This window comes from Dankookia sp. GCM10030260, from assembly GCF_042666655.1.
GTDB lineage: Bacteria > Pseudomonadota > Alphaproteobacteria > Acetobacterales > Acetobacteraceae > Paracraurococcus.
In genome coordinates, this window is the sequence record NZ_JBHTDE010000001.1 from 1,116,378 (window position 1) to 1,133,704 (window position 17,327).

Annotated in this window: 16 protein-coding genes; 10 read left to right on the forward strand and 6 right to left on the reverse strand. The window is 70.8% G+C overall.

The annotated features are described in order from the left end of the window. Nucleotides 1-48 precede the first annotated feature (48 nt). From ACFQS7_RS05355 to ACFQS7_RS05370, 4 genes are all read left to right on the forward strand, one after another. Nucleotides 49-882, forward strand: a complete 834-nt coding sequence (locus ACFQS7_RS05355; protein ID WP_380066198.1) for a quinoprotein relay system zinc metallohydrolase 2 — start codon at nucleotides 49-51, stop codon at nucleotides 880-882. A gap of 5 nt (nucleotides 883-887) precedes the next feature. Further along, the gene (locus ACFQS7_RS05360; RefSeq protein ID WP_380065984.1) at nucleotides 888-1,712 is read left to right on the forward strand and encodes a quinoprotein dehydrogenase-associated SoxYZ-like carrier; all 825 of its coding nucleotides are present in this window, start codon (nucleotides 888-890) and stop codon (nucleotides 1,710-1,712) included. Between the two features lie 140 nt (nucleotides 1,713-1,852). Beyond that, a complete protein-coding gene (locus ACFQS7_RS05365; protein ID WP_380065985.1) occupies nucleotides 1,853-2,056 on the forward strand; it encodes a hypothetical protein in 204 nt (67 codons plus the stop codon). A gap of 43 nt (nucleotides 2,057-2,099) precedes the next feature. Next, nucleotides 2,100-2,948: a sterol desaturase family protein gene (locus ACFQS7_RS05370; protein ID WP_380065986.1), complete on the forward strand. Its 849-nt coding sequence runs from the start codon at nucleotides 2,100-2,102 to the stop codon at nucleotides 2,946-2,948. On the opposite strand, the gene ACFQS7_RS05375 is transcribed toward ACFQS7_RS05370, so the two are convergent. From ACFQS7_RS05375 to ACFQS7_RS05385, 3 genes are all read right to left on the reverse strand, one after another. Then, entirely contained in the window at nucleotides 2,893-3,105 is a 213-nt protein-coding gene (locus tag ACFQS7_RS05375; protein WP_380065987.1) for a hypothetical protein, read from the reverse strand. The genes ACFQS7_RS05370 and ACFQS7_RS05375 overlap by 56 nt on opposite strands. Nucleotides 3,106-3,268: 163 nt before the next feature. After that, the gene (locus ACFQS7_RS05380) at nucleotides 3,269-4,114 is read right to left on the reverse strand and encodes a class I SAM-dependent methyltransferase (protein ID WP_380065988.1); all 846 of its coding nucleotides are present in this window, start codon (nucleotides 4,112-4,114) and stop codon (nucleotides 3,269-3,271) included. Between the two features lie 21 nt (nucleotides 4,115-4,135). Next, nucleotides 4,136-5,899: an AMP-dependent synthetase/ligase gene (locus ACFQS7_RS05385; RefSeq protein WP_380065989.1), complete on the reverse strand. Its 1,764-nt coding sequence runs from the start codon at nucleotides 5,897-5,899 to the stop codon at nucleotides 4,136-4,138. Nucleotides 5,900-6,025: 126 nt separating this feature from the next. Here ACFQS7_RS05385 and ACFQS7_RS05390 point away from each other — a divergent pair, with 126 nt between their 5' ends. From ACFQS7_RS05390 to ACFQS7_RS05410, 5 genes are all read left to right on the forward strand, one after another. After that, nucleotides 6,026-7,861, forward strand: coding sequence for a M3 family oligoendopeptidase (locus ACFQS7_RS05390; protein ID WP_380065990.1), 1,836 nt, complete (start codon nucleotides 6,026-6,028; stop codon nucleotides 7,859-7,861). Continuing rightward, nucleotides 7,858-9,219: an ABC1 kinase family protein gene (locus tag ACFQS7_RS05395; protein WP_380065991.1), complete on the forward strand. Its 1,362-nt coding sequence runs from the start codon at nucleotides 7,858-7,860 to the stop codon at nucleotides 9,217-9,219. Before ACFQS7_RS05390 ends, ACFQS7_RS05395 begins: the two co-directional genes overlap by 4 nt. Nucleotides 9,220-9,521: 302 nt before the next feature. Beyond that, entirely contained in the window at nucleotides 9,522-10,679 is a 1,158-nt protein-coding gene (locus ACFQS7_RS05400; RefSeq protein WP_380065992.1) for an NAD(P) transhydrogenase subunit alpha, read from the forward strand. An 87-nt stretch (nucleotides 10,680-10,766) separates the two neighbouring features. Next, the gene (locus ACFQS7_RS05405; protein WP_380065993.1) at nucleotides 10,767-11,180 is read left to right on the forward strand and encodes an NAD(P) transhydrogenase subunit alpha; all 414 of its coding nucleotides are present in this window, start codon (nucleotides 10,767-10,769) and stop codon (nucleotides 11,178-11,180) included. A gap of 4 nt (nucleotides 11,181-11,184) precedes the next feature. Next, the gene (locus ACFQS7_RS05410; RefSeq protein ID WP_380065994.1) at nucleotides 11,185-12,588 is read left to right on the forward strand and encodes an NAD(P)(+) transhydrogenase (Re/Si-specific) subunit beta; all 1,404 of its coding nucleotides are present in this window, start codon (nucleotides 11,185-11,187) and stop codon (nucleotides 12,586-12,588) included. Between the two features lie 61 nt (nucleotides 12,589-12,649). Here ACFQS7_RS05410 and ACFQS7_RS05415 read toward each other — a convergent pair whose 3' ends face one another. Further along, entirely contained in the window at nucleotides 12,650-13,333 is a 684-nt protein-coding gene (locus ACFQS7_RS05415) for an isochorismatase family protein (protein WP_380065995.1), read from the reverse strand. A gap of 108 nt (nucleotides 13,334-13,441) precedes the next feature. On the opposite strand from ACFQS7_RS05415, the gene mgtA reads away from it, so the two are divergent. Continuing rightward, a complete protein-coding gene (gene mgtA, locus ACFQS7_RS05420; RefSeq protein ID WP_380065996.1) occupies nucleotides 13,442-15,919 on the forward strand; it encodes a magnesium-translocating P-type ATPase in 2,478 nt (825 codons plus the stop codon). Here mgtA and ACFQS7_RS05425 read toward each other — a convergent pair whose 3' ends face one another. After that, nucleotides 15,920-16,696: an SDR family NAD(P)-dependent oxidoreductase gene (locus ACFQS7_RS05425; RefSeq protein ID WP_380065997.1), complete on the reverse strand. Its 777-nt coding sequence runs from the start codon at nucleotides 16,694-16,696 to the stop codon at nucleotides 15,920-15,922. A gap of 67 nt (nucleotides 16,697-16,763) precedes the next feature. Continuing rightward, a complete protein-coding gene (locus ACFQS7_RS05430; RefSeq protein WP_380065998.1) occupies nucleotides 16,764-16,964 on the reverse strand; it encodes a hypothetical protein in 201 nt (66 codons plus the stop codon). Nucleotides 16,965-17,327 lie beyond the last annotated feature (363 nt).

Consider the following 17,327-nt stretch of genomic DNA (forward strand, 5'->3'; position numbering starts at 1 on the left):
AGCGGTGCCCTGCTGGGGGCCGCTGCGCCTTCCACGCGTGCTACGGAAATAGCCCCCGGCATCTTCGTCCTGCCAGGGCTCGACGAGGAAGCCTCGGCCGAAAACCTCGATGCCCTGGCGAATACCGGCTTCGTCGTCGGCCGTGAGGCGGTCGCGGTTTTGGATCCGGGAGGCAGCCTGGCGCATGGTCGTCTGCTGCGGCAAGCGGTCGAGGCGGCGACGCCGTTGCCGATCCGCCACCTGATCCTTACCCATGTCCATCCCGACCACCTCATGGGCGCGGTCGCCTTCGCCGATTGCGGCGCCGAGGTTATCGGCCATGCCAGGTTGCCCGCCGCCCTGGCGCAGCGCGGCGATTTCTACCGCAGCATGCTGGACCGCGAGATGGGCGAGGCGGCGGCCGGCAGCGCCGCCCTGGTGCCGACGCGATTGGTGCAGGACAGTCTCGACCTCGATCTCGGGGGGCGGAGCCTGGCGCTGCAAGCGCACCGGCCGGCGCATACCGACCACGACCTTAGCCTGCTGGACAGCACGACGCGGACGCTATGGGCCGGCGACCTGCTCTTCGTCGGCCGCATCCCGGCGCTCGATGGCAGCCTGGTCGGCTGGCTGCGTGCCCTCGATACCCTGCAGGCGATGCCCGTGGCGCGGGCGGTGCCGGGCCACGGGCCGCCCGCTGTCCCCTGGCCTGCGGCTGCGGCGGATCTGACGCGCTACCTGCTGGCGCTGCGCGACGGCACCCGCGCAGCCATCGCCGCGGGCATCGGTATCGCCGAGGCGCCGGCCCGCGTCGCCCAGGCGGAGATCGGCCGCTGGCGCCTGGGCGAGGCCTATCATGGTCGCAACGTCACCGCGGCCTATCGCGAATTGGAGTGGGAGTAGCCGCCATGCGTCATGCGCTTCCCCGCCGGCCCTTGCTGCTCGCCGCTTTGGCGATGCCGGCCATCGGTCGTGCCCAGGGCATCGAGCCCGCCGACACCCCGCGCCGGGCGGCGCGCTGGCGCGAGCTGAAGCAGGCGATCTTCGGCGACCGCCCGACCGAGCCGGCCGGCGCGGCGCTCGACCTCGACGTCCCGGGCCGGGCGCTGGACGCCGCGCTGGTGCCGGTGGGGCTGGCCCTGTCGGCGGAGGTCGCGCCGGGCATCGTGGCGATCCATCTGGTGATCGACGAGAACCCGCTGCCGCTGGCCGCGGTCTTCCGCGCCGGCCAGCCGGGCGCGCTGCGGGCGCTGACCACCCGGGTGCGGGTCGATGCCTATACCAACCTGCATGCGGTGGCCGAGACCGCGGACGGCCGGCTGCTGGAGACGGCGCGCTTCATCAAGGCGGCCGGCGGCTGCTCCGCGCCGATGGGCGGCGACCTGGAATCGGCCCGGCAGCGCATGGGCCGGATGCGCCTGACCTTGCCGGAAGGCCCACCCGGCCCGGGCCGCGTGGTGCCGGTGCAGGTGGCGGTCAGCCACCCGAACACCTCCGGTCTGCAGATGGATCAGCTGACGCGGCTTTCGATTCCGGCCGAGTATGTCCGACGCCTGACGGTAGGCTATGCCGGCACGGCCGTGCTGACGGTGGAATCCGACATCTCGATCGCCGAGAATCCAACCTTCGGTTTCACCCTGGCCGGACATCCGGGCGGCGAATTGCACGTCGAGGCGGAGGACAACCGCAGCCGTCGCTTCGCGGCGCACTGGACGCTCGACGCCGGCGGCTGATCTCCTGCCGGACTATGAATCGCGTTTTCGTGAAGTGCGCGGCGTGCTATGCGACGGCGGAGACGCGCGTAGCCGCACCGGCCTGCTCGGGGGGCGCCCGTGTCCGGCTGCCTGTCGTCCCCTGGATGGAAGCCCCGCCCTTGATCGAACTCGTCATGGTCGTCTGCCTTGCCGCCGTCCCCACCGAGTGCCGGGAGGAGCGTCCGCTCACCGGGATCAACAGCGTCATGGCCTGCGCCACCCAGGGCCAGATGGTCGCGGCGCGCTGGTTGTCGCAGCACCCGGCCTTCACGCTCAGCCGCTGGCGCTGCGAGGTGAACCTGCCGCGCCAGGAGAAGATCTGAACTTCGGCTGGCGGAACCACCCGGCCGGCCCCATTTTCCGTCCATGTTGCAGCATGAGCCCGCCATCCGCCTCGGCGTCTTCCTCGGCGTCCTGCTGACGCTGCTGGCGCTGGAGCGGCTGCTGCCCTGGGGCCATGCGCGAACGCTCGGCCTGCGGCGCTGGCCGGGAAACATCGGCTTGGCCTTCGTCGGGTCGCTGCTGGTGCGGGCGGTGGCGCCGGCCGCCGCGGTCGGTGCGGCGGTCTGGGCGGAGGGCAGGGGGCTCGGCCTGTTCCCGGCGCTCGGCCTGCCGGGCTGGGTGGCGATCCCGCTTTCGGTCGTCCTGCTCGACCTGCTGATTTACTGGCAGCACCGGCTGACCCATGCGGTGCCGCTGCTCTGGCGCCTGCACCGGGTGCACCATGCCGACCCGGAACTGGATGCGACCAGCGCGCTGCGCTTCCACCCGGTGGAGATCCTGCTGTCCATGGGGCTGAAGATGGCGGTGGTGGTGGCGCTCGGCGCGCCGCCGCTGGGCGTGCTGGCCTTCGAGGTGCTGCTGAACGCCACGGCCATGTTCAACCATGCCGCCATAGGCCTGCCGCCGCGGCTGGAACGCGTGCTGCGGCTGGGCCTGGTCACGCCCGAAATGCACCGCACGCACCATTCCGAGGTCCAGGCGGAGACCGACAGTTGCTACGGCTTCTGCCTGCCCTGGTGGGACCGGCTCTTCGGCAGCTACCGCGCCGCGCCGGCAGCGGGGGAGGCAGTGGTGATCGGCGTCCTAGGCTGGCGGGTGCCGGCGCTGCAGCGGCTGGACCGGCTGCTGCTGCAGCCGCTGCTGGCGGCGCCCCCGCTCAGTGCCGCGTCCACCACCGCTTCGGCGTTGGCTCCGCGGCGTAGCGAAGCCTGAAATTCTGCAGCGCCTCGCGGTGCCGGTCGAGGTCCACCGGCCGACGCGGGCCGCGGTTGCGGGTCGACCAGTAGATCAGGGCCAGCAACAGGATGAGGCTGCCCAGGGCCACGGCGATGCTGGAAGCGATGCCGCCGCGGAACAGCGTGTCGTCCATGACCCGATTCTCCCGCCCAGCCCTATCGAGGCGTGCATGCCTCGGCGGACCCGGCCCGTTGCCGACGCTTCCTGCGTCTTGGAGGGCACCTTGGCCGTGCGGGCAATGCCGCGCCAAGGCCGGTTCCGATCACGATTGGTCAGGACGGCGGGAGAGGTTCCACTCAGGCGCGGGCGGTGACGATCCAGAGGGCCGCCGGCAGGGCGACGCCATCGGGTCCCTCATGCGGGCGGAACCAAGCCTCCAGCGCCATCCGCGCCGAATCCCGGGTCGCCGCATCCGCCCCGAGCAGGGCACGGGCAGCCTGGCCGATCGACATCGCCGCCTCGGCCGCGCCGGCGGCGTCCTCACCTAGGCGGAAGCGCAGGTCGCACGGGGTGAGCGCCACGTCCCCGAAGCCGGCACCGTCGAGGATCGACCGCACATGCGCCGCCCGCGCCCAGCCGAACTGGCCGGGGGCATCGGGCCCGGCCGCCGGCTGCGGCGGCAGCAGCGGCCGCAGCGCGGCGGCCGGGCCGGTGACCCAGGGGTTCTCGGCCGGCGCGCGGAAGGCGGCGGCGCAGAACCGGCCGCCCGGGCGCAGCGCCCTGCGCAGGTGGCGGAAGGCGGCGACCGGGTCGGCGAAGAACATCACCCCGAAGCGCGAGAACAGCAGATCGAAGCCGGCCTGCGGGAAGGGGTGCGAACCGGCATCGCCCAGCACGACGGCAGCCTGCGTCAACCCGGCCTGCTCGATCCGCCGCCGTGCCACCGCGACCGATTCCGCCGCCACGTCGGCCCCCAGCACCTCGCCGCCTGGTCCCACCGCGGCGGCCAGAGCGAGCACCGAGGTGCCGCTGCCGCAGCCGATATCGATGACCCGCTCGCCCGGCTGCGGCGCTGCCGCGGCCAGGGCGGCGGCCAGCACCGGGGCGAAGATGGCATCGATCCGGGCATGGCCGGTGGCCCAGACCCGGGTCGCCGGGCTGTTCCAGTAGGCGGTGTCGGCGGTGTTCGGGATCGTCGTCATGCGCCGGTGCTCCGCTGCGCCTTAACGGTAGAGCCCGGCGATCTCCCCGTCGAAGCGTTCCAGCACCGCCCGCCGCTTCACTTTCATGGTGGGCGTCAGCAGCCCGTTCTCCACCGAGAAGGCGGCGGGGACCGGGATCCAGCGGCGGATGCGCTCGGTGGTCGAGAGCCGGGCATTGACCCGCGCCACCGCCTTGGCGACGGCCTCGGCGAAGCCCTCGGCCGGGACCAGCAGGGCGACGATGCCGGGCTGGCCTTCGCCGGCGACCACCGCCTGGGCGATCTCCGGCTCGGCCATCAGCAGGCCTTCCAGCTTGGCCGGGCTGACCATGTCGCCGCCGAGGGTCTTGATGAAGTCGCGCTTGCGGTCGGTGACGGTGATACGGCCTTCCTCCAGCCGCGCAACGTCGCCGGTATGCAGCCAGGTCGCGCCGTCCGGGCCGGGACGCAGTGCCTGGTCCGTCGCCTCGGCGTTGTTCCAGTAGCCGTCCATGACCAGGTCGCCGCGGACCAGCAATTCCCCGTCCTCGGCGATGCGTGCCTCGACGCCGGCCAGCGGCGCGCCGACCGTGCGGCGGTGGTTGTCCCAGGGTACGTTCACGCTGATCACCGGCCCGGCCTCGGACTGGCCGTAGCCCTGGATCAGCGGCAGGCCGAGGGCGATGAAGAAGCCCGAGAGGTCGGGGTCGAGCCGCGCCCCGCCTGAGACCAGCGCCTTCAGCCGGCCGCCGAAGCGCGCCCGCACCTTGTCCCGCACCAGCCGGTCGAGGATCGGGTCGATCAACCGCGCGCCGAGTCCGAGCGGCGGCCCGTCCAGCCGCCGCAGCCCCTGGGAGAGCGCCAGGTCGAGCAGCCGGCGCTTGAGGCCGGTCTCCCTCTCCATTTGCCAAAGCATCCGGGCCCGCAGCACCTCGAACAGCCGCGGCACGGCGGTGACGATGGCCGGGCGGATCTCGAGGAATTCGGCGGCCAGGCGCTCGGCCCCGGTGGAGTAGACGACCTCCATGCCCATCGAGGGCAGCAGGAAGCAGCCGACGGTGTGCTCGTAGGCGTGCGAGAGGGGCAGGAAGGACAGATAGGGCTCGCCCTCCACGCCGAGCCGCTCGATCAGCCCGCGCACGCCCTCCCGGTTCGCCAGCATCGCGCGGTGCGGCAGCATGACGCCGCGCGGGGCGCCGCCGGTGCCGGAGGTGTAGATCAGGCAGGCCAGGCGGCCGGCCGGGATCTGCTCGACCTCGGCCATCAGCATCGGCAGGTCGCCGGGTTCGGCGATGGCCTCGGCCCAGGGCCGGACGGGGACTGGCGCCGTGCCGTCGAGGCAGACCAGCAGGTCGAGCCCGCCGGTCCCGGTGGCGGCCTCGGCCACCCGCGCGGTCAGCGCGGCGGAGGAGACGATCGCCGCCCGCGCCCCGGAATCCCGCAGGATATGCGCATGGTCGGCGACGGTGTTGGTGGTGTAGGTCGGCACGGTGACCGCGCCGATCGCCATGATCGCGGCATCCGCCACGTTCCATTCCGGCCGGCTCTCGCTGACCAGCATCACCCGGTCGCCCGGCATGATGCCCTGGGCCCGCAGCCAGGCGGCGGCGCTGGCCACCCGCAGGGCGAAATCGCCCCAGGCCAGGCGCTGCCATGCGCCGTCGCGCCAGTAGCGCAGCATCGGCCGATCCGGGTGCCGCCGCGCCAGGGCGAAGAGCATCCCCGGCAGGCTGGTCCAGCCGCTACTGCCGCGGCCTGCTGGCCGCCCTGCTTCGCCCGGCATGGCGAGCGCCTCCGTCCCCGACATTATCCCCCCGCTCTTCTGTTCCCGGTGCCGCGGCGGCTTGGCCAGGGCACCGGGGGCCTTATATGGGGAGATGTGACCCCAATCGCCCCCATTCCGACCCCGACCCGCGCTGCGGCTGATGCTGCCGTGGCCGCGGGACCCCGCCCGGCCTTCCAGGCCGCCTTCGCGCCGCTCGATGCCGGGGAGGCCGCGGGCGGCGCGAAGCTGCCGGTCTGGGACCTCTCCGACCTCTATGCCTCGCCGGAGGATCCCCGGCTCACCGCCGATCTCGACCGGGCGGAGGCGGATGGCAAGGCCTTCTCGCTGCGCTACGCCGGCAAGCTCGGCGGCTTGGGCGGCGACGGACTGGCCGAGGCGATCGCCGCCTATGAGCGGATCGAGGAAGTGCTCGGCCGGGCGATGAGCTACGGCCAACTGGTCTTCGCCGGCGACGCGCAGGACCCGGCGAGCGGGCGCTTCTACCAGACCCTGCAGGAGCGGGTGACGGTCATCTCCTCCCATCTGCTGTTCTTCACGCTGGAGCTGAACCGGCTGGAGGATGCCGAGCTCGACCGCACGCTGGCGGGCAGCGCCGCGCTGCGCCGCTGGGGGCCCTGGCTGCGCGACCTGCGGGTGTTCCGGCCGCATCAGCTTTCCGATGATCTCGAGAAGCTGCTGCACGAGAAGGAGGTCACCGGCCGTTCCGCCTGGAACCGGCTGTTCGACGAGACCATCGCCGGGATGACGGTGAGCGTGGCGGGGGAGGAGGTGACCGTCTCCGCGGCGCTCAATCGCCTGTCCGACAGCGACCGCGCGGTGCGGGCGGCGGCGGCCAAGGGGGTGTCGGAGGCCTTCGGCAGCCGGGTGCGGCTGTTCTCGCTGATCACCAACACGCTCGCCAAGGACAAGGAGATCCTAGACAACTGGCGCAGCTACCCGCGCCCCGGCTCGTCCCGCAACCGCGCCAACATGGTCGAGGACGAGGTGGTGGACGCGCTGGTCACCGCGGTGCGCAACAGCTTCCCGCGCCTGTCGCACCGCTACTACGCGATGAAGGCGAAGTGGCTGGGCCTGGAGAAGCTGCAGCACTGGGACCGCAACGCGCCCTTGCCGGGCGAGGTGGACCGCAGCATCGCTTGGCCGGAGGCGGTGAAGACGGTGCTCGACAGCTATGCCGCCTTCAGCCCGGAACTGGCCGCGGTCGGCGGGCGGTTCTTCGAGAAGCCCTGGATCGACGCGGCGCTGCGGCCGGGCAAGGCCTCCGGCGCCTTCGCCCATCCGACGGTGCCGAGCGCGCACCCTTATCTGCTGCTGAACTACCACGGCAAGACGCGCGACGTGATGACCCTGGCGCATGAGCTTGGCCACGGCGTGCACCAAGTGCTGGCGGCCAAGCAGGGCTACCTGCTGTCCGGCACGCCGCTGACCCTGGCCGAGACGGCTTCGGTGTTCGGCGAGATGCTGACCTTCCGCGGCCTGCTGGATGCCGAGACCGACCCCGCCCGGCGCCGGCTGATGCTGGCCGGCAAGGTCGAGGACATGCTGAACACGGTGGTGCGGCAGATCGCCTTCTACCGGTTCGAGACGCTGCTGCACGAGGAGCGCCGCCGCGGCGAGCTCTCGGCCGAGCAGATCGCCGCTATCTGGATGCAGGTGCAGGTCGAGAGCCTCGGGCCCGCCTTCGACTTCTCGGAGGATTACGGGGTCTACTGGGCCTATATCCCGCACTTCGTGCACAGCCCCTTCTATGTCTATGCCTATGCCTTCGGCGACTGCCTGGTGAATGCGCTGTACGGCGTCTACCGCGATGGCGCGGTGCCGGGCTTCGAGCAGAAATACCTCGACCTGCTGAAGGCCGGCGGCACGCTGCGGCACAAGGAGCTGCTGGCGCCCTTCGGCCTGGATGCGTCGGACCCGCAATTCTGGCAGCGCGGGCTCGACGTCATCGCCGGCTTCATCGACGAGCTGGAAACCGCGGCATGAGTGGCCGGAACCCCGACTCGACGATCTTCGGCGAGATGAAGCGGATGGTGCAGACCTCAGGCGCGGTGGGCGGCATCGCCGCCCGCGTCGCCGGGCAGCGCTTCCTCGGCATCAAGACCGACAAGAACGCGCATGCCGAGGACCTGAAGCAGATCCTCGGCGGGCTGAAGGGCCCGCTGATGAAGGTGGCGCAGTTCCTCTCGACCGTGCCGGACGCCCTGCCGGACGAATATGCCGAGCAGCTGGAGACGCTGCAGGCCAATGCCCCGCCGATGGGCTGGCCCTTCGTCCGCCGCCGCATGGCCGGCGAGCTGGGCCCGGGCTGGGAAGCCAAGTTCAGGACCTTCGGCCGGGAGGCGGCGGCCGCCGCCTCGCTTGGCCAAGTGCACCGCGCCACCTTGCCGGATGGCACGGAGGTCGCCTGCAAGCTGCAATACCCCGACATGCCGAGCGTGGTGGAGGCCGATCTCCGCCAGCTCAAGCTGGCGATGAACCTCTATCAGCGGATGGACAGCGCGCTCGACAACGGCGAGGTCTACCAGGAGCTGCGCGACCGGCTGCGCGAGGAGTTGGACTACCTGCGGGAGGCCGCCCACCAGCGGCTCTATGCGCTGATGCTGGCCGACCAGCCGCATGTCGCGGTGCCGACCCCGGTCGAGGGCTATTGCACCACGCGGCTGCTCACCATGACTTGGCTGGAAGGCCGGCCACTGGTCAAGCGGCTGGCGGAGGACCCACCGGTCGAGGAACGGCAGGCCTATGCCGAAGGGCTGTTCCGCGCCTGGTACAGGCCATTCTATCGCTACGGCGTGATCCACGGCGACCCGCATTTGGGCAACTACCAGGTGCGGCCGGACCGGCAGGGAATCAACCTGTTTGACTTCGGCACCATCCGGGTCTTCCCGCCCAGCTTCGTCGGCGGCGTCATCATGCTGTACGAGGCGGTGCGTGACCACGACGACGAGAAGGCAGCTGAGGCCTATCGGATCTGGGGCTTCCGCAACCTGTCGAAGGAGACGATGGCGGTCCTCAACCTCTGGGCCAATTTCCTCTACGAACCGCTGGTTCAGGACAAGGTCCGGCCGATCCAGTTCTCGGACGACATGTCCTACGGCCGGAAGATTGCCCAACAGGTGCACGAGGGCCTGAAGCGGACCGGCGGGGTGAAGATCCCGCGCGAATTCCCGCTGATGGACCGTGCGGCGGTGGGCCTGGGCAGCGTCTTCCTCCGGCTGCGGACGGACATGAACTGGCACAGGCTGTTCATGGAGATGATCGGGGACCTGACCGAACAGGGCGTGGCCGAGCGCCAGGCGGCAGCGCTCGCGGCGGCGCGGGTGCCGGGGCCGCTGGCATAGAACCCGACCGAGAAAGGCCTCGATGACGCGCCGGCGAACAGCATCGCCGACGGTCACGGACCAGCTCCGGACCGTGTCGCCCGGATGGGCCCTCGGTCGGGCGGCACGTATCAGCCCGCAGGCCGCGGCGCCTGCCTGCGGGTGATCGACTGGGGTCCTGAGCCACCGGGGCCGAATTCCCCGACCCCCATGGTCAAGCTTTCGCGCGCCCTGTATCACGCGCGCACAACCGGCGGCCCGGTGCGGTCTTGCCGGCCTTCACGCGTCGCCGCATTTATGAAGCGGAAGAGGGGGGACCCCGTATGCGTCTGGCTGTCCTGAAGGAGCGCCGGCCTGCCGAGACTCGCGTCGCGGCCACGCCGGAAACCGTCAAGAAATTCATCGCCCTCGGCTGCACCGTGGCGATCGAGTCCGGGGCGGGCCTGCCCTCCGGCATCCCGGACGCGGAATATGCCGCCGCCGGGGCCGAGGTCACGCCCGACGTCGCCGCCACGCTGAACGGCGCCGGCATCGTGCTGAAGATCCGCGCCCCGCTCGGCACCGGGGAAGGCGCGGTGGACGAGCTGTCGCTGATCCCGCGCGGCGCGCTGATGCTCGGCCAGCTGCAGGCGACGCCGGAGATGGCCGCGACCTATGCCCAGCTCGGCATCGAAGCCGGGGCGATGGAGCTGCTGCCGCGCATCACCCGGGCGCAGAGCATGGACATCCTATCCTCCCAGGCGAACCTCTCAGGCTATCGGGCGGTGATCGAGGCGGCGGGCGCCTTCGACCGCGGCTTCCCGATGCTGATGACCGCGGCCGGCACCATCTCGGCGGCCAATGTCTTCGTCATGGGCGCCGGCGTCGCCGGGCTACAGGCCATCGCCACGGCGCGGCGGCTCGGCGGCCGGGTCTCCGCCACCGACGTCCGGCCGGCGGCCAAGGAGGAGATCAAGTCGCTCGGCGCCGCCTATGTCGGCTACGAGTCGGAGGAGAGCAAGCAGGTGCAGACCGCCGGCGGCTATGCCAAGCAGCTCTCGGCCGAGTTCTATGCCGAACAGGCGAAGGTCGTCGCGGCGCATATCGCCAAGCAGGACATCGTCATCACCACGGCGCTGGTGCAGGGCCGCAAGGCACCCATCCTGGTGACGGCGGAGATGGTCGCCTCGATGAAGCCGGGCTCGGTGATCGTCGACATCGCGTCGGATGCCGGCGGCAACGTGGCACTCACCCAGCCGGGGCAGTTCATCACCACCGACAACGGCGTGAAGATCATCGGCTTCAACAACTGGCCGGGCCGCATCGCCGGTGCGTCGTCCGCCCTGTTCGCGCGCAACCTGCTGACCTTCCTGACCACCTTCTGGGACAAGGAGGCCAAGGCGCCGAAGCTGCCGCCCGAGGACGAGATCGTGAAGGGCGTCATGCTGACCACCGGCGGCGCCGTCGTGCACCCGAGCCTCGCGCCCGCCAAGGCCGCCTGACCCGTTCAACCCGATGCCGTCCGATGACTGGAGGGCCGCGTGGCCCGGAGGTCCGAATCGGCCGGCGTCTCCGAAGGAGACAACGCAATGAACCCGACCGACCTGGCCAACCAGGCCCAGGCATTGGCCGAGCGTGCGGGCGCGCTCGCCGCCCAGGCGCGGCTGATGGCGGAGACGCAGATCGTGCCCGCCGTGCAGCAGGGCGCCGCCGCCGCCGATCCCTTCCTGTTCCTGCTGACGATCTTCCTGCTGGCCTGCTTCGTCGGCTACTACGTGGTGTGGAACGTCACCCCGGCGCTGCACAGCCCGCTGATGGGCGTCACCAACGCCATCTCCTCCGTCATCGTGGTCGGCGCCATCCTGGCCGCCGGCACGGCGGATAACTGGGGCGCGCGGATCTTCGGCTTCCTCGCGGTGACCTTCGCCTCGGTCAACATCTTCGGCGGCTTCCTGGTGACGCGCCGGATGCTGGCGATGTTCCAGACCAAGAAGAAGGCCTGACGCCATGGCGACGATCTCGACGCTCGCCTACCTGGTCGCGGCGGTCCTCTTCATCCTCGCGCTGCGCGGGCTGTCCCACCCGACCACCTCGCGGCAGGGCAACCAGTACGGCATGATCGGCATGGGGATCGCCATCGTGGCGACCCTGTTCCGGCCCGGCATGGACCCGACCGGCATCGTGCTGGTCCTGGCCGGCCTCGCCATCGGCGGCGGCGCCGGCGCGGTGGTGGCCAAGCGGATCCAGATGACCTCGCTGCCGCAACTGGTCGCCGCCTTCCACTCGCTGGTCGGCATGGCCGCGGTCTTCGTCGCCGCCGCCGCCTTCTACAGCCCGGAAAGCTTCGGCATAGGCACGCATGGCCATATCCACGGCGCCTCGCTGGTCGAGATGTCGCTGGGCCTGGCGATCGGCGCCATCACCTTCTCCGGCTCGGTCATCGCCTTCGCCAAGCTCGATGGCCGGATGTCGGGCGCGCCCATCATCTTTCCGATGCAGCACAAGCTGAACGCCGCCCTTGGCGTGCTGCTGCTGGTGCTGGTGATCGCCTTCGTCATGTCCGGCAACCCGGTGCTGTTCTGGCTGATCGCGCTGCTGTCCTTCGCGCTCGGCTTCCTGCTGATCATCCCGATCGGCGGCGCCGACATGCCGGTCGTCGTATCCATGCTGAACAGCTATTCCGGCTGGGCGGCGGCGGGCATCGGCTTCACCATCGGCAACCTGCTGCTGATCGTCACCGGCGCGCTGGTCGGCGCCTCGGGCGCGATCCTGTCCTACATCATGTGCAAGGGCATGAACCGCAGCATCATCAACGTGCTGCTGGGCGGGTTCGGTACGGATACCAGCGCTGCCGGCCCGGCCGGCGCCGCGGCCGACAAGGGCCCGGTCAAGGCCGGCAGCCCGGAGGACGCCGCCTTCATCATGAAGAATGCCGGCAAGATCATCATCGTGCCCGGCTACGGCATGGCGGTGGCGCAGGCGCAGCAGGTGCTCCGCGAGATGGGCGACCTGCTGAAGAAGGAAGGCGCCACGGTGGAATACGCCATCCACCCGGTCGCCGGCCGCATGCCGGGCCACATGAACGTGCTGCTGGCCGAGGCGAACGTGCCGTACGAGGACGTCAAGGAGCTTGAGGAGATCAACCCCGAGTTCTCGGAGGCCGACGTCGCCTTCGTCATCGGCGCCAACGACGTGACCAACCCGGCGGCCAAGACCGACAAGTCCAGCGCCATCTACGGCATGCCGATCCTCGACGTGGAGAAGGCCAAGACGGTGTTCTTCATCAAGCGCGGCATGGCCAGCGGCTATGCCGGCGTGGACAACGAGCTGTTCTTCCGCCCCAACACGATGATGCTGTTCGGCGACGCGAAGAAGGTGACGCAGGAGATCGTGCAGGCGCTGCAAAGATAGCCTGCAAACCCACAGAAATAGATGAGGGGCCGGGGATAATACCTTCTCCCCGGCCTTTCCTTTATGCGTTGGTGCCCAGCGCAGCCCTGAGTTCGGCGCCCGAGGTCACCCAGCCGAAGAACGCCTTCACATTGAACTCGGTCGCCTCCTGGCTGCCGGGTCCGGCGCCCAGCGTGGCGTCGGACACCATCACCGGGAAGAACTCCCGGTGGTAGGCGTCGCGGATCGTACTCTCGACGCAGACATTGGTGGCAACGCCGACCACCAGCACGGTGCGGATGCGCCGCGCGTGCAGGATCTGCTCCAGCGCCGTGCCGGCGAAGCCGCTGTAGCGCGACTTGCCAACAACCACCTCGCCCGGCCGCGGCGCGACTTCCGGCACGATCTCGTGGTCCCAGGTCCCGTGGGTGATCAGCCTGCCGGCATAGGCCTCGTTCGCCCGCATGAATTTCAACGCATTCGACTTGTGCCAGACCGGCGCCGAGGGCCCCGCCGCCTCCCGCATGTCGGGCGAGAAGCCGTTCTGCAGGTAGATGACCGGGATGGCGGCGTCGCGGCAGGCGGCGATGACCCGGGCGCATTCCTCGATCACCGGCGGCGAGCCGCTGACATCGAAGCCGCAGAGGTCGAGGTAGCCGCCCGGCGAGAGATAGGCGTGCTGCATGTCCACCACGATCAGCGCCGTCTCCTCCGGCACGACGGTGATGGGTTCGGGACGGGCGGCAATCTGGACGGTGCGGGGCATCGGCGCGCTCCTCGGCTTGGACGGGCGTAGGCTTGCAGGCGGCGTGCCAGGGCGCCGTCATTGCACGGCGTCAAGCTGACGCAGGCTGGAGCGGCGTAGGATGCGCGCATGCCGCACCTCAACGACCGCTTCTGGGCCGTCGCCGCCCCCGACCTCCTCGCCCGGCTCGGCAGCACGCCGCAGGGGCTTCCGGCCGTGGAGGCGGCGCGCCGGCTGGCGGCGAATGGCCCCAATGCCGTCGCCGGCCACGCCCCGGCGGCGATCGGGCGGAAGATCCTGCGCCGGATGGCGGAGCCGCTGATCGCCATCCTGATCGTCGCCGGCCTGGTCTCCGGCCTGACCGGCGACTGGCCCGGCTTCGCCATCATCCTCGGCATCGTCGCCGTCTCGGTCGTCATGGATGTGGTGCAGGAACACCTTGCCGAACGGGCCGCGGCCGCCCTGCGCGACAGCGTCGCGGTGCGCGCCACCGCCCGGCGTGATGGCCACGCCCAGGCGGTGCCGGTGGAATCGCTGGTCGCCGGCGATGTGGTGGAACTGGCCGCGGGCGCGCTGGTCCCGGCCGATGGCGTTATCCTCGACAGCCAGGGCGCCCAGGTGAACGAGGCGCTGCTGACCGGCGAGCCCTATCCCGTCGCCAAGCGCCCGGGCCGCTCCGCCGGCGCCACGCCGGCCGAGGCGGCGAATGCGGTCTTCTCCGGCACCGCGATGGTGGCCGGCGCGGCGACCATGCTGGTGGTGGCGACCGGGCCGGCGACCAGGCTCGGCGGCGTCGCCGCCGCCCTGGCCGCGCGCCGCCCGGCGACGGCCTTCGAACGGGGCTTGCGCGGCCTCGGCCTGCTGATCCTGCGGCTGACGGTCTTCCTGGTGCTCTTCGTGCTGCTAGCGCACCTGGCCTTCCAGCGGCCGCCGCTGGAGAGCTTCCTGTTCGCCGTGGCCCTCGCGGTCGGGCTGACGCCCGAGCTGCTGCCGATGGTGACAACCGTCACCCTGTCGCGCGGCGCGATGCGCATGGCGGCCAAGCAGGTGGTGGTGAAGCGTCTGGCGGCGATCCACGACCTCGGCGCCATGGACGTGCTCTGCACCGACAAGACTGGCACCTTGACCGAGGCGCGGATCGCGCTGGCGGATGCGACCTCGCCCCGCGTGCTGGAGATGGCCGCGATCAATGCCGGGCTGGCCAGCGGCATCCCGACCACGTTGGATGCGGCGATCCTGGCGGCGCAGCCGGTGCCGGGGGGCTGGCGGATGCTGGCCGAGGTGCCCTTCGGCTTCGAGCGGCGGCGGTCCTCGCTGCTGGTGGAAGGCGAGGGCCAACGTCTGCTCGTGGTGAAGGGCGCGCCGGAGGCGGTGCTGGCCGCCTGTACCGGCGCCGAGGGCGGCGGTTTCGACCGTGCCGCGCTGCTGGCCGCGGCCGAGGCGCGCGGAGCGGAGGGGCTGCGGCTGCTCGGCGTTGCCACCCGTGCCGTGCCGGAGGGCGAGGCCATCGATGGCCCGGACGCCGAGCGCGACCTCACCTTCCTCGGCTTCTGTGCCTTCCTCGACCCGCCGAAACAATCCGCCGCGGCAGCCGTCGCGCGGCTGGCCGAGCTCGGCATCCGCACCAAGATCGTCTCGGGCGATGCGGCGCCCGTCGTGCGTCATTTGGTCCAGGCGCTGGGCATTCCCGCCGAGGGCCTGCTGACCGGCGAGGAGATCGCCGGCATGGACCATCACGCGCTGGCGGCGCGGGTCGAGCATGTTGATCTCTATGCCCGCGTCTCGCCGGACCAGAAGCGGCGCATCCTGCTGGCGTTGAAGGCGCGCGGCCATACCGTCGGCTTCATTGGCGACGGCATCAACGATGCGCCGGCGATCCATGCGGCGGATGCGGGGATTTCCGTGCAGGAAGCGACCGAGGTGGCGCGCGCCGCGGCTGACCTGATCCTGCTGGCGCCCGATCTCGGCGTGCTGGCCGAAGGCGTCGAGGAGGGTCGCCGCACCTATGCCAACGTCATGAAGTATGTGCGCATGGGGACGTCCTCCAACTTCGGCAACATGCTGTCGATGGCGGTCGCGTCCCTCGTCATCCCCTTCCTGCCGCTGTTGCCGGCGCAGATCCTGCTGAACAACCTGCTGTACGACCTGTCGGAGATCGGCATCCCCTTCGACGCGGTGGACCGCGCGGACCTGGCGGCGCCGCATGCCTGGGACATGAAGCAGGTGCTGCACTTCACCCTGGTGATGGGGCCGCTGTCCTCGGTCTTCGACCTGGCGACCTTCGCCATCCTGTTCTGGGGCTACGGCGCGACGCCGGAAGAGTTCCGCACCGCCTGGTTCGTCGAGAGCATGGTGACGCAGATCCTGGTAATCTTCCTGATCCGCACCGCCGGCCCCGCCTGGCGCGCGGCGCGGCCGCATCCTGTGCTGGTGGCGACTTCGCTCGGCGCGCTTGCCGTGGCGTTGGCCCTGGCGCTCGGCCCCTTCGCCGCGGTGCTGGGCTTCGCGCCGCTGCCGGGGGCATTGCTGGCGACGTTGCTGGGCCTCGTGATGCTGTATCTGGCGGCGGCCGAGGTGCTCAAACGCGTGGCGGTGCCGCGCGCCTAGCTACAGATGCTTGCCGCCATCGACCAGGATGGCGACGCCGGTGGTCAGCCGCAGATGCGTCACCACGGACATCACCGCCAGCGCCACGTCGTCGGCTTCGGTCAGGGTCCGCAGCGGGGAGGAAAGTGCCGCCTTCTCCACCGTCTCCCGGCTCCGGCCAGGGACGAAGTCGGTCAGCACGGCGGAGGGCGAAACCGAGACCACGCGGATGCCGGACGACCCCAGCACCCGCGCCAGCGACAGCCCGATGGTGTCCAGCGCCGCCTTCGACGCGCCGTAGATGATGCTGCTGCCGGTGCCGGTGACGGCGGCCAGCGAGGAGATGTTGACGATGACCGCGTCGCCGCTCGCCTTCAGCAGTGGCAGGAAGGCGCGAATGGTGGCGATCGGCCCGCGCACGTTGATCGTCAGCACGCGGTCGATCAGCTCGTCGTCCAGCGTCTCGAGGTCCGCATGCGGCACCGCCCGCGTCGTCCCGGCCGAGTTCACCAGCACGTCGCAGCGGCCGAGCTTTGCCGTGACCTCGGCTGCTGCCGCCTTCAGCGCGGCGCTGTCAGCCATCGGCAGGCGCAGCGCCAGGTGGCCACTGCCGGAGAGTTCGGCGGCTAGCGCCACGGCCCGCTCGGCGCCCTCGTTGTAGCCAACCACCACCGTTGCCCCCGCCTCGGCCAGGCGCCGTGCCGTGGCGGCGCCAATGCCGTTGCTGCCGCCGGTGACGATCGCGACGCGGCCCTTCAGCGCATAGACGCCCAGATTGCCGGCGCGGACCTCGACCATGACCGTTCCTTCCCCTTGTCGGCGCCGAGTATTAGCGATCGCCGGGGGAGGCGACAGCCCGGGTGGCTCATCGCTCCGTCATCGGCGGCAGGGAAGGGACGTCCGGGCCGCCATGCCGGCGCAGCTCGGCCAGGCTCAGGCCAAGCCCGATCGCCCCGATCACCCCTGCCAGGAACAGCGCCGGGGCTGGAAGCAATGCCAGCGCCGCCAGCAGGATGGTGGCTCCGAGCAGGGGTGGAGCCGCTTGCGACAGGGCAATATTTGCCATTGTACCAGGGACATGCAGGTTAAGCTTCATGATCTACCTCACGAACGGTATGCTGCGATGCGATAGAATGGTGCAATGCAGCATAATGCCAGCTTAAAACGACGGGGCCCGGCTAGCCTCATGCGCCCGCGAAATGGGTGTAAATCACCCTTGGGTTGCTAAAGCATGGATGCGCATGCGATCTCGATGCGACCGTGACACCGCTGTGGCGTCCGCACCGCCACCCTCGCTAGGCTGCACCCACGCGCGGTGCCCGGGCCCGTCCCGGCGGCGCCTGGACGCCCGCGGCAACCAAGGGTCGCAAACGACCCGGGCTGGCCCGCCTGCGGTGCCCGGCTTGCACGCGATGGCGGCCCGCCCCGA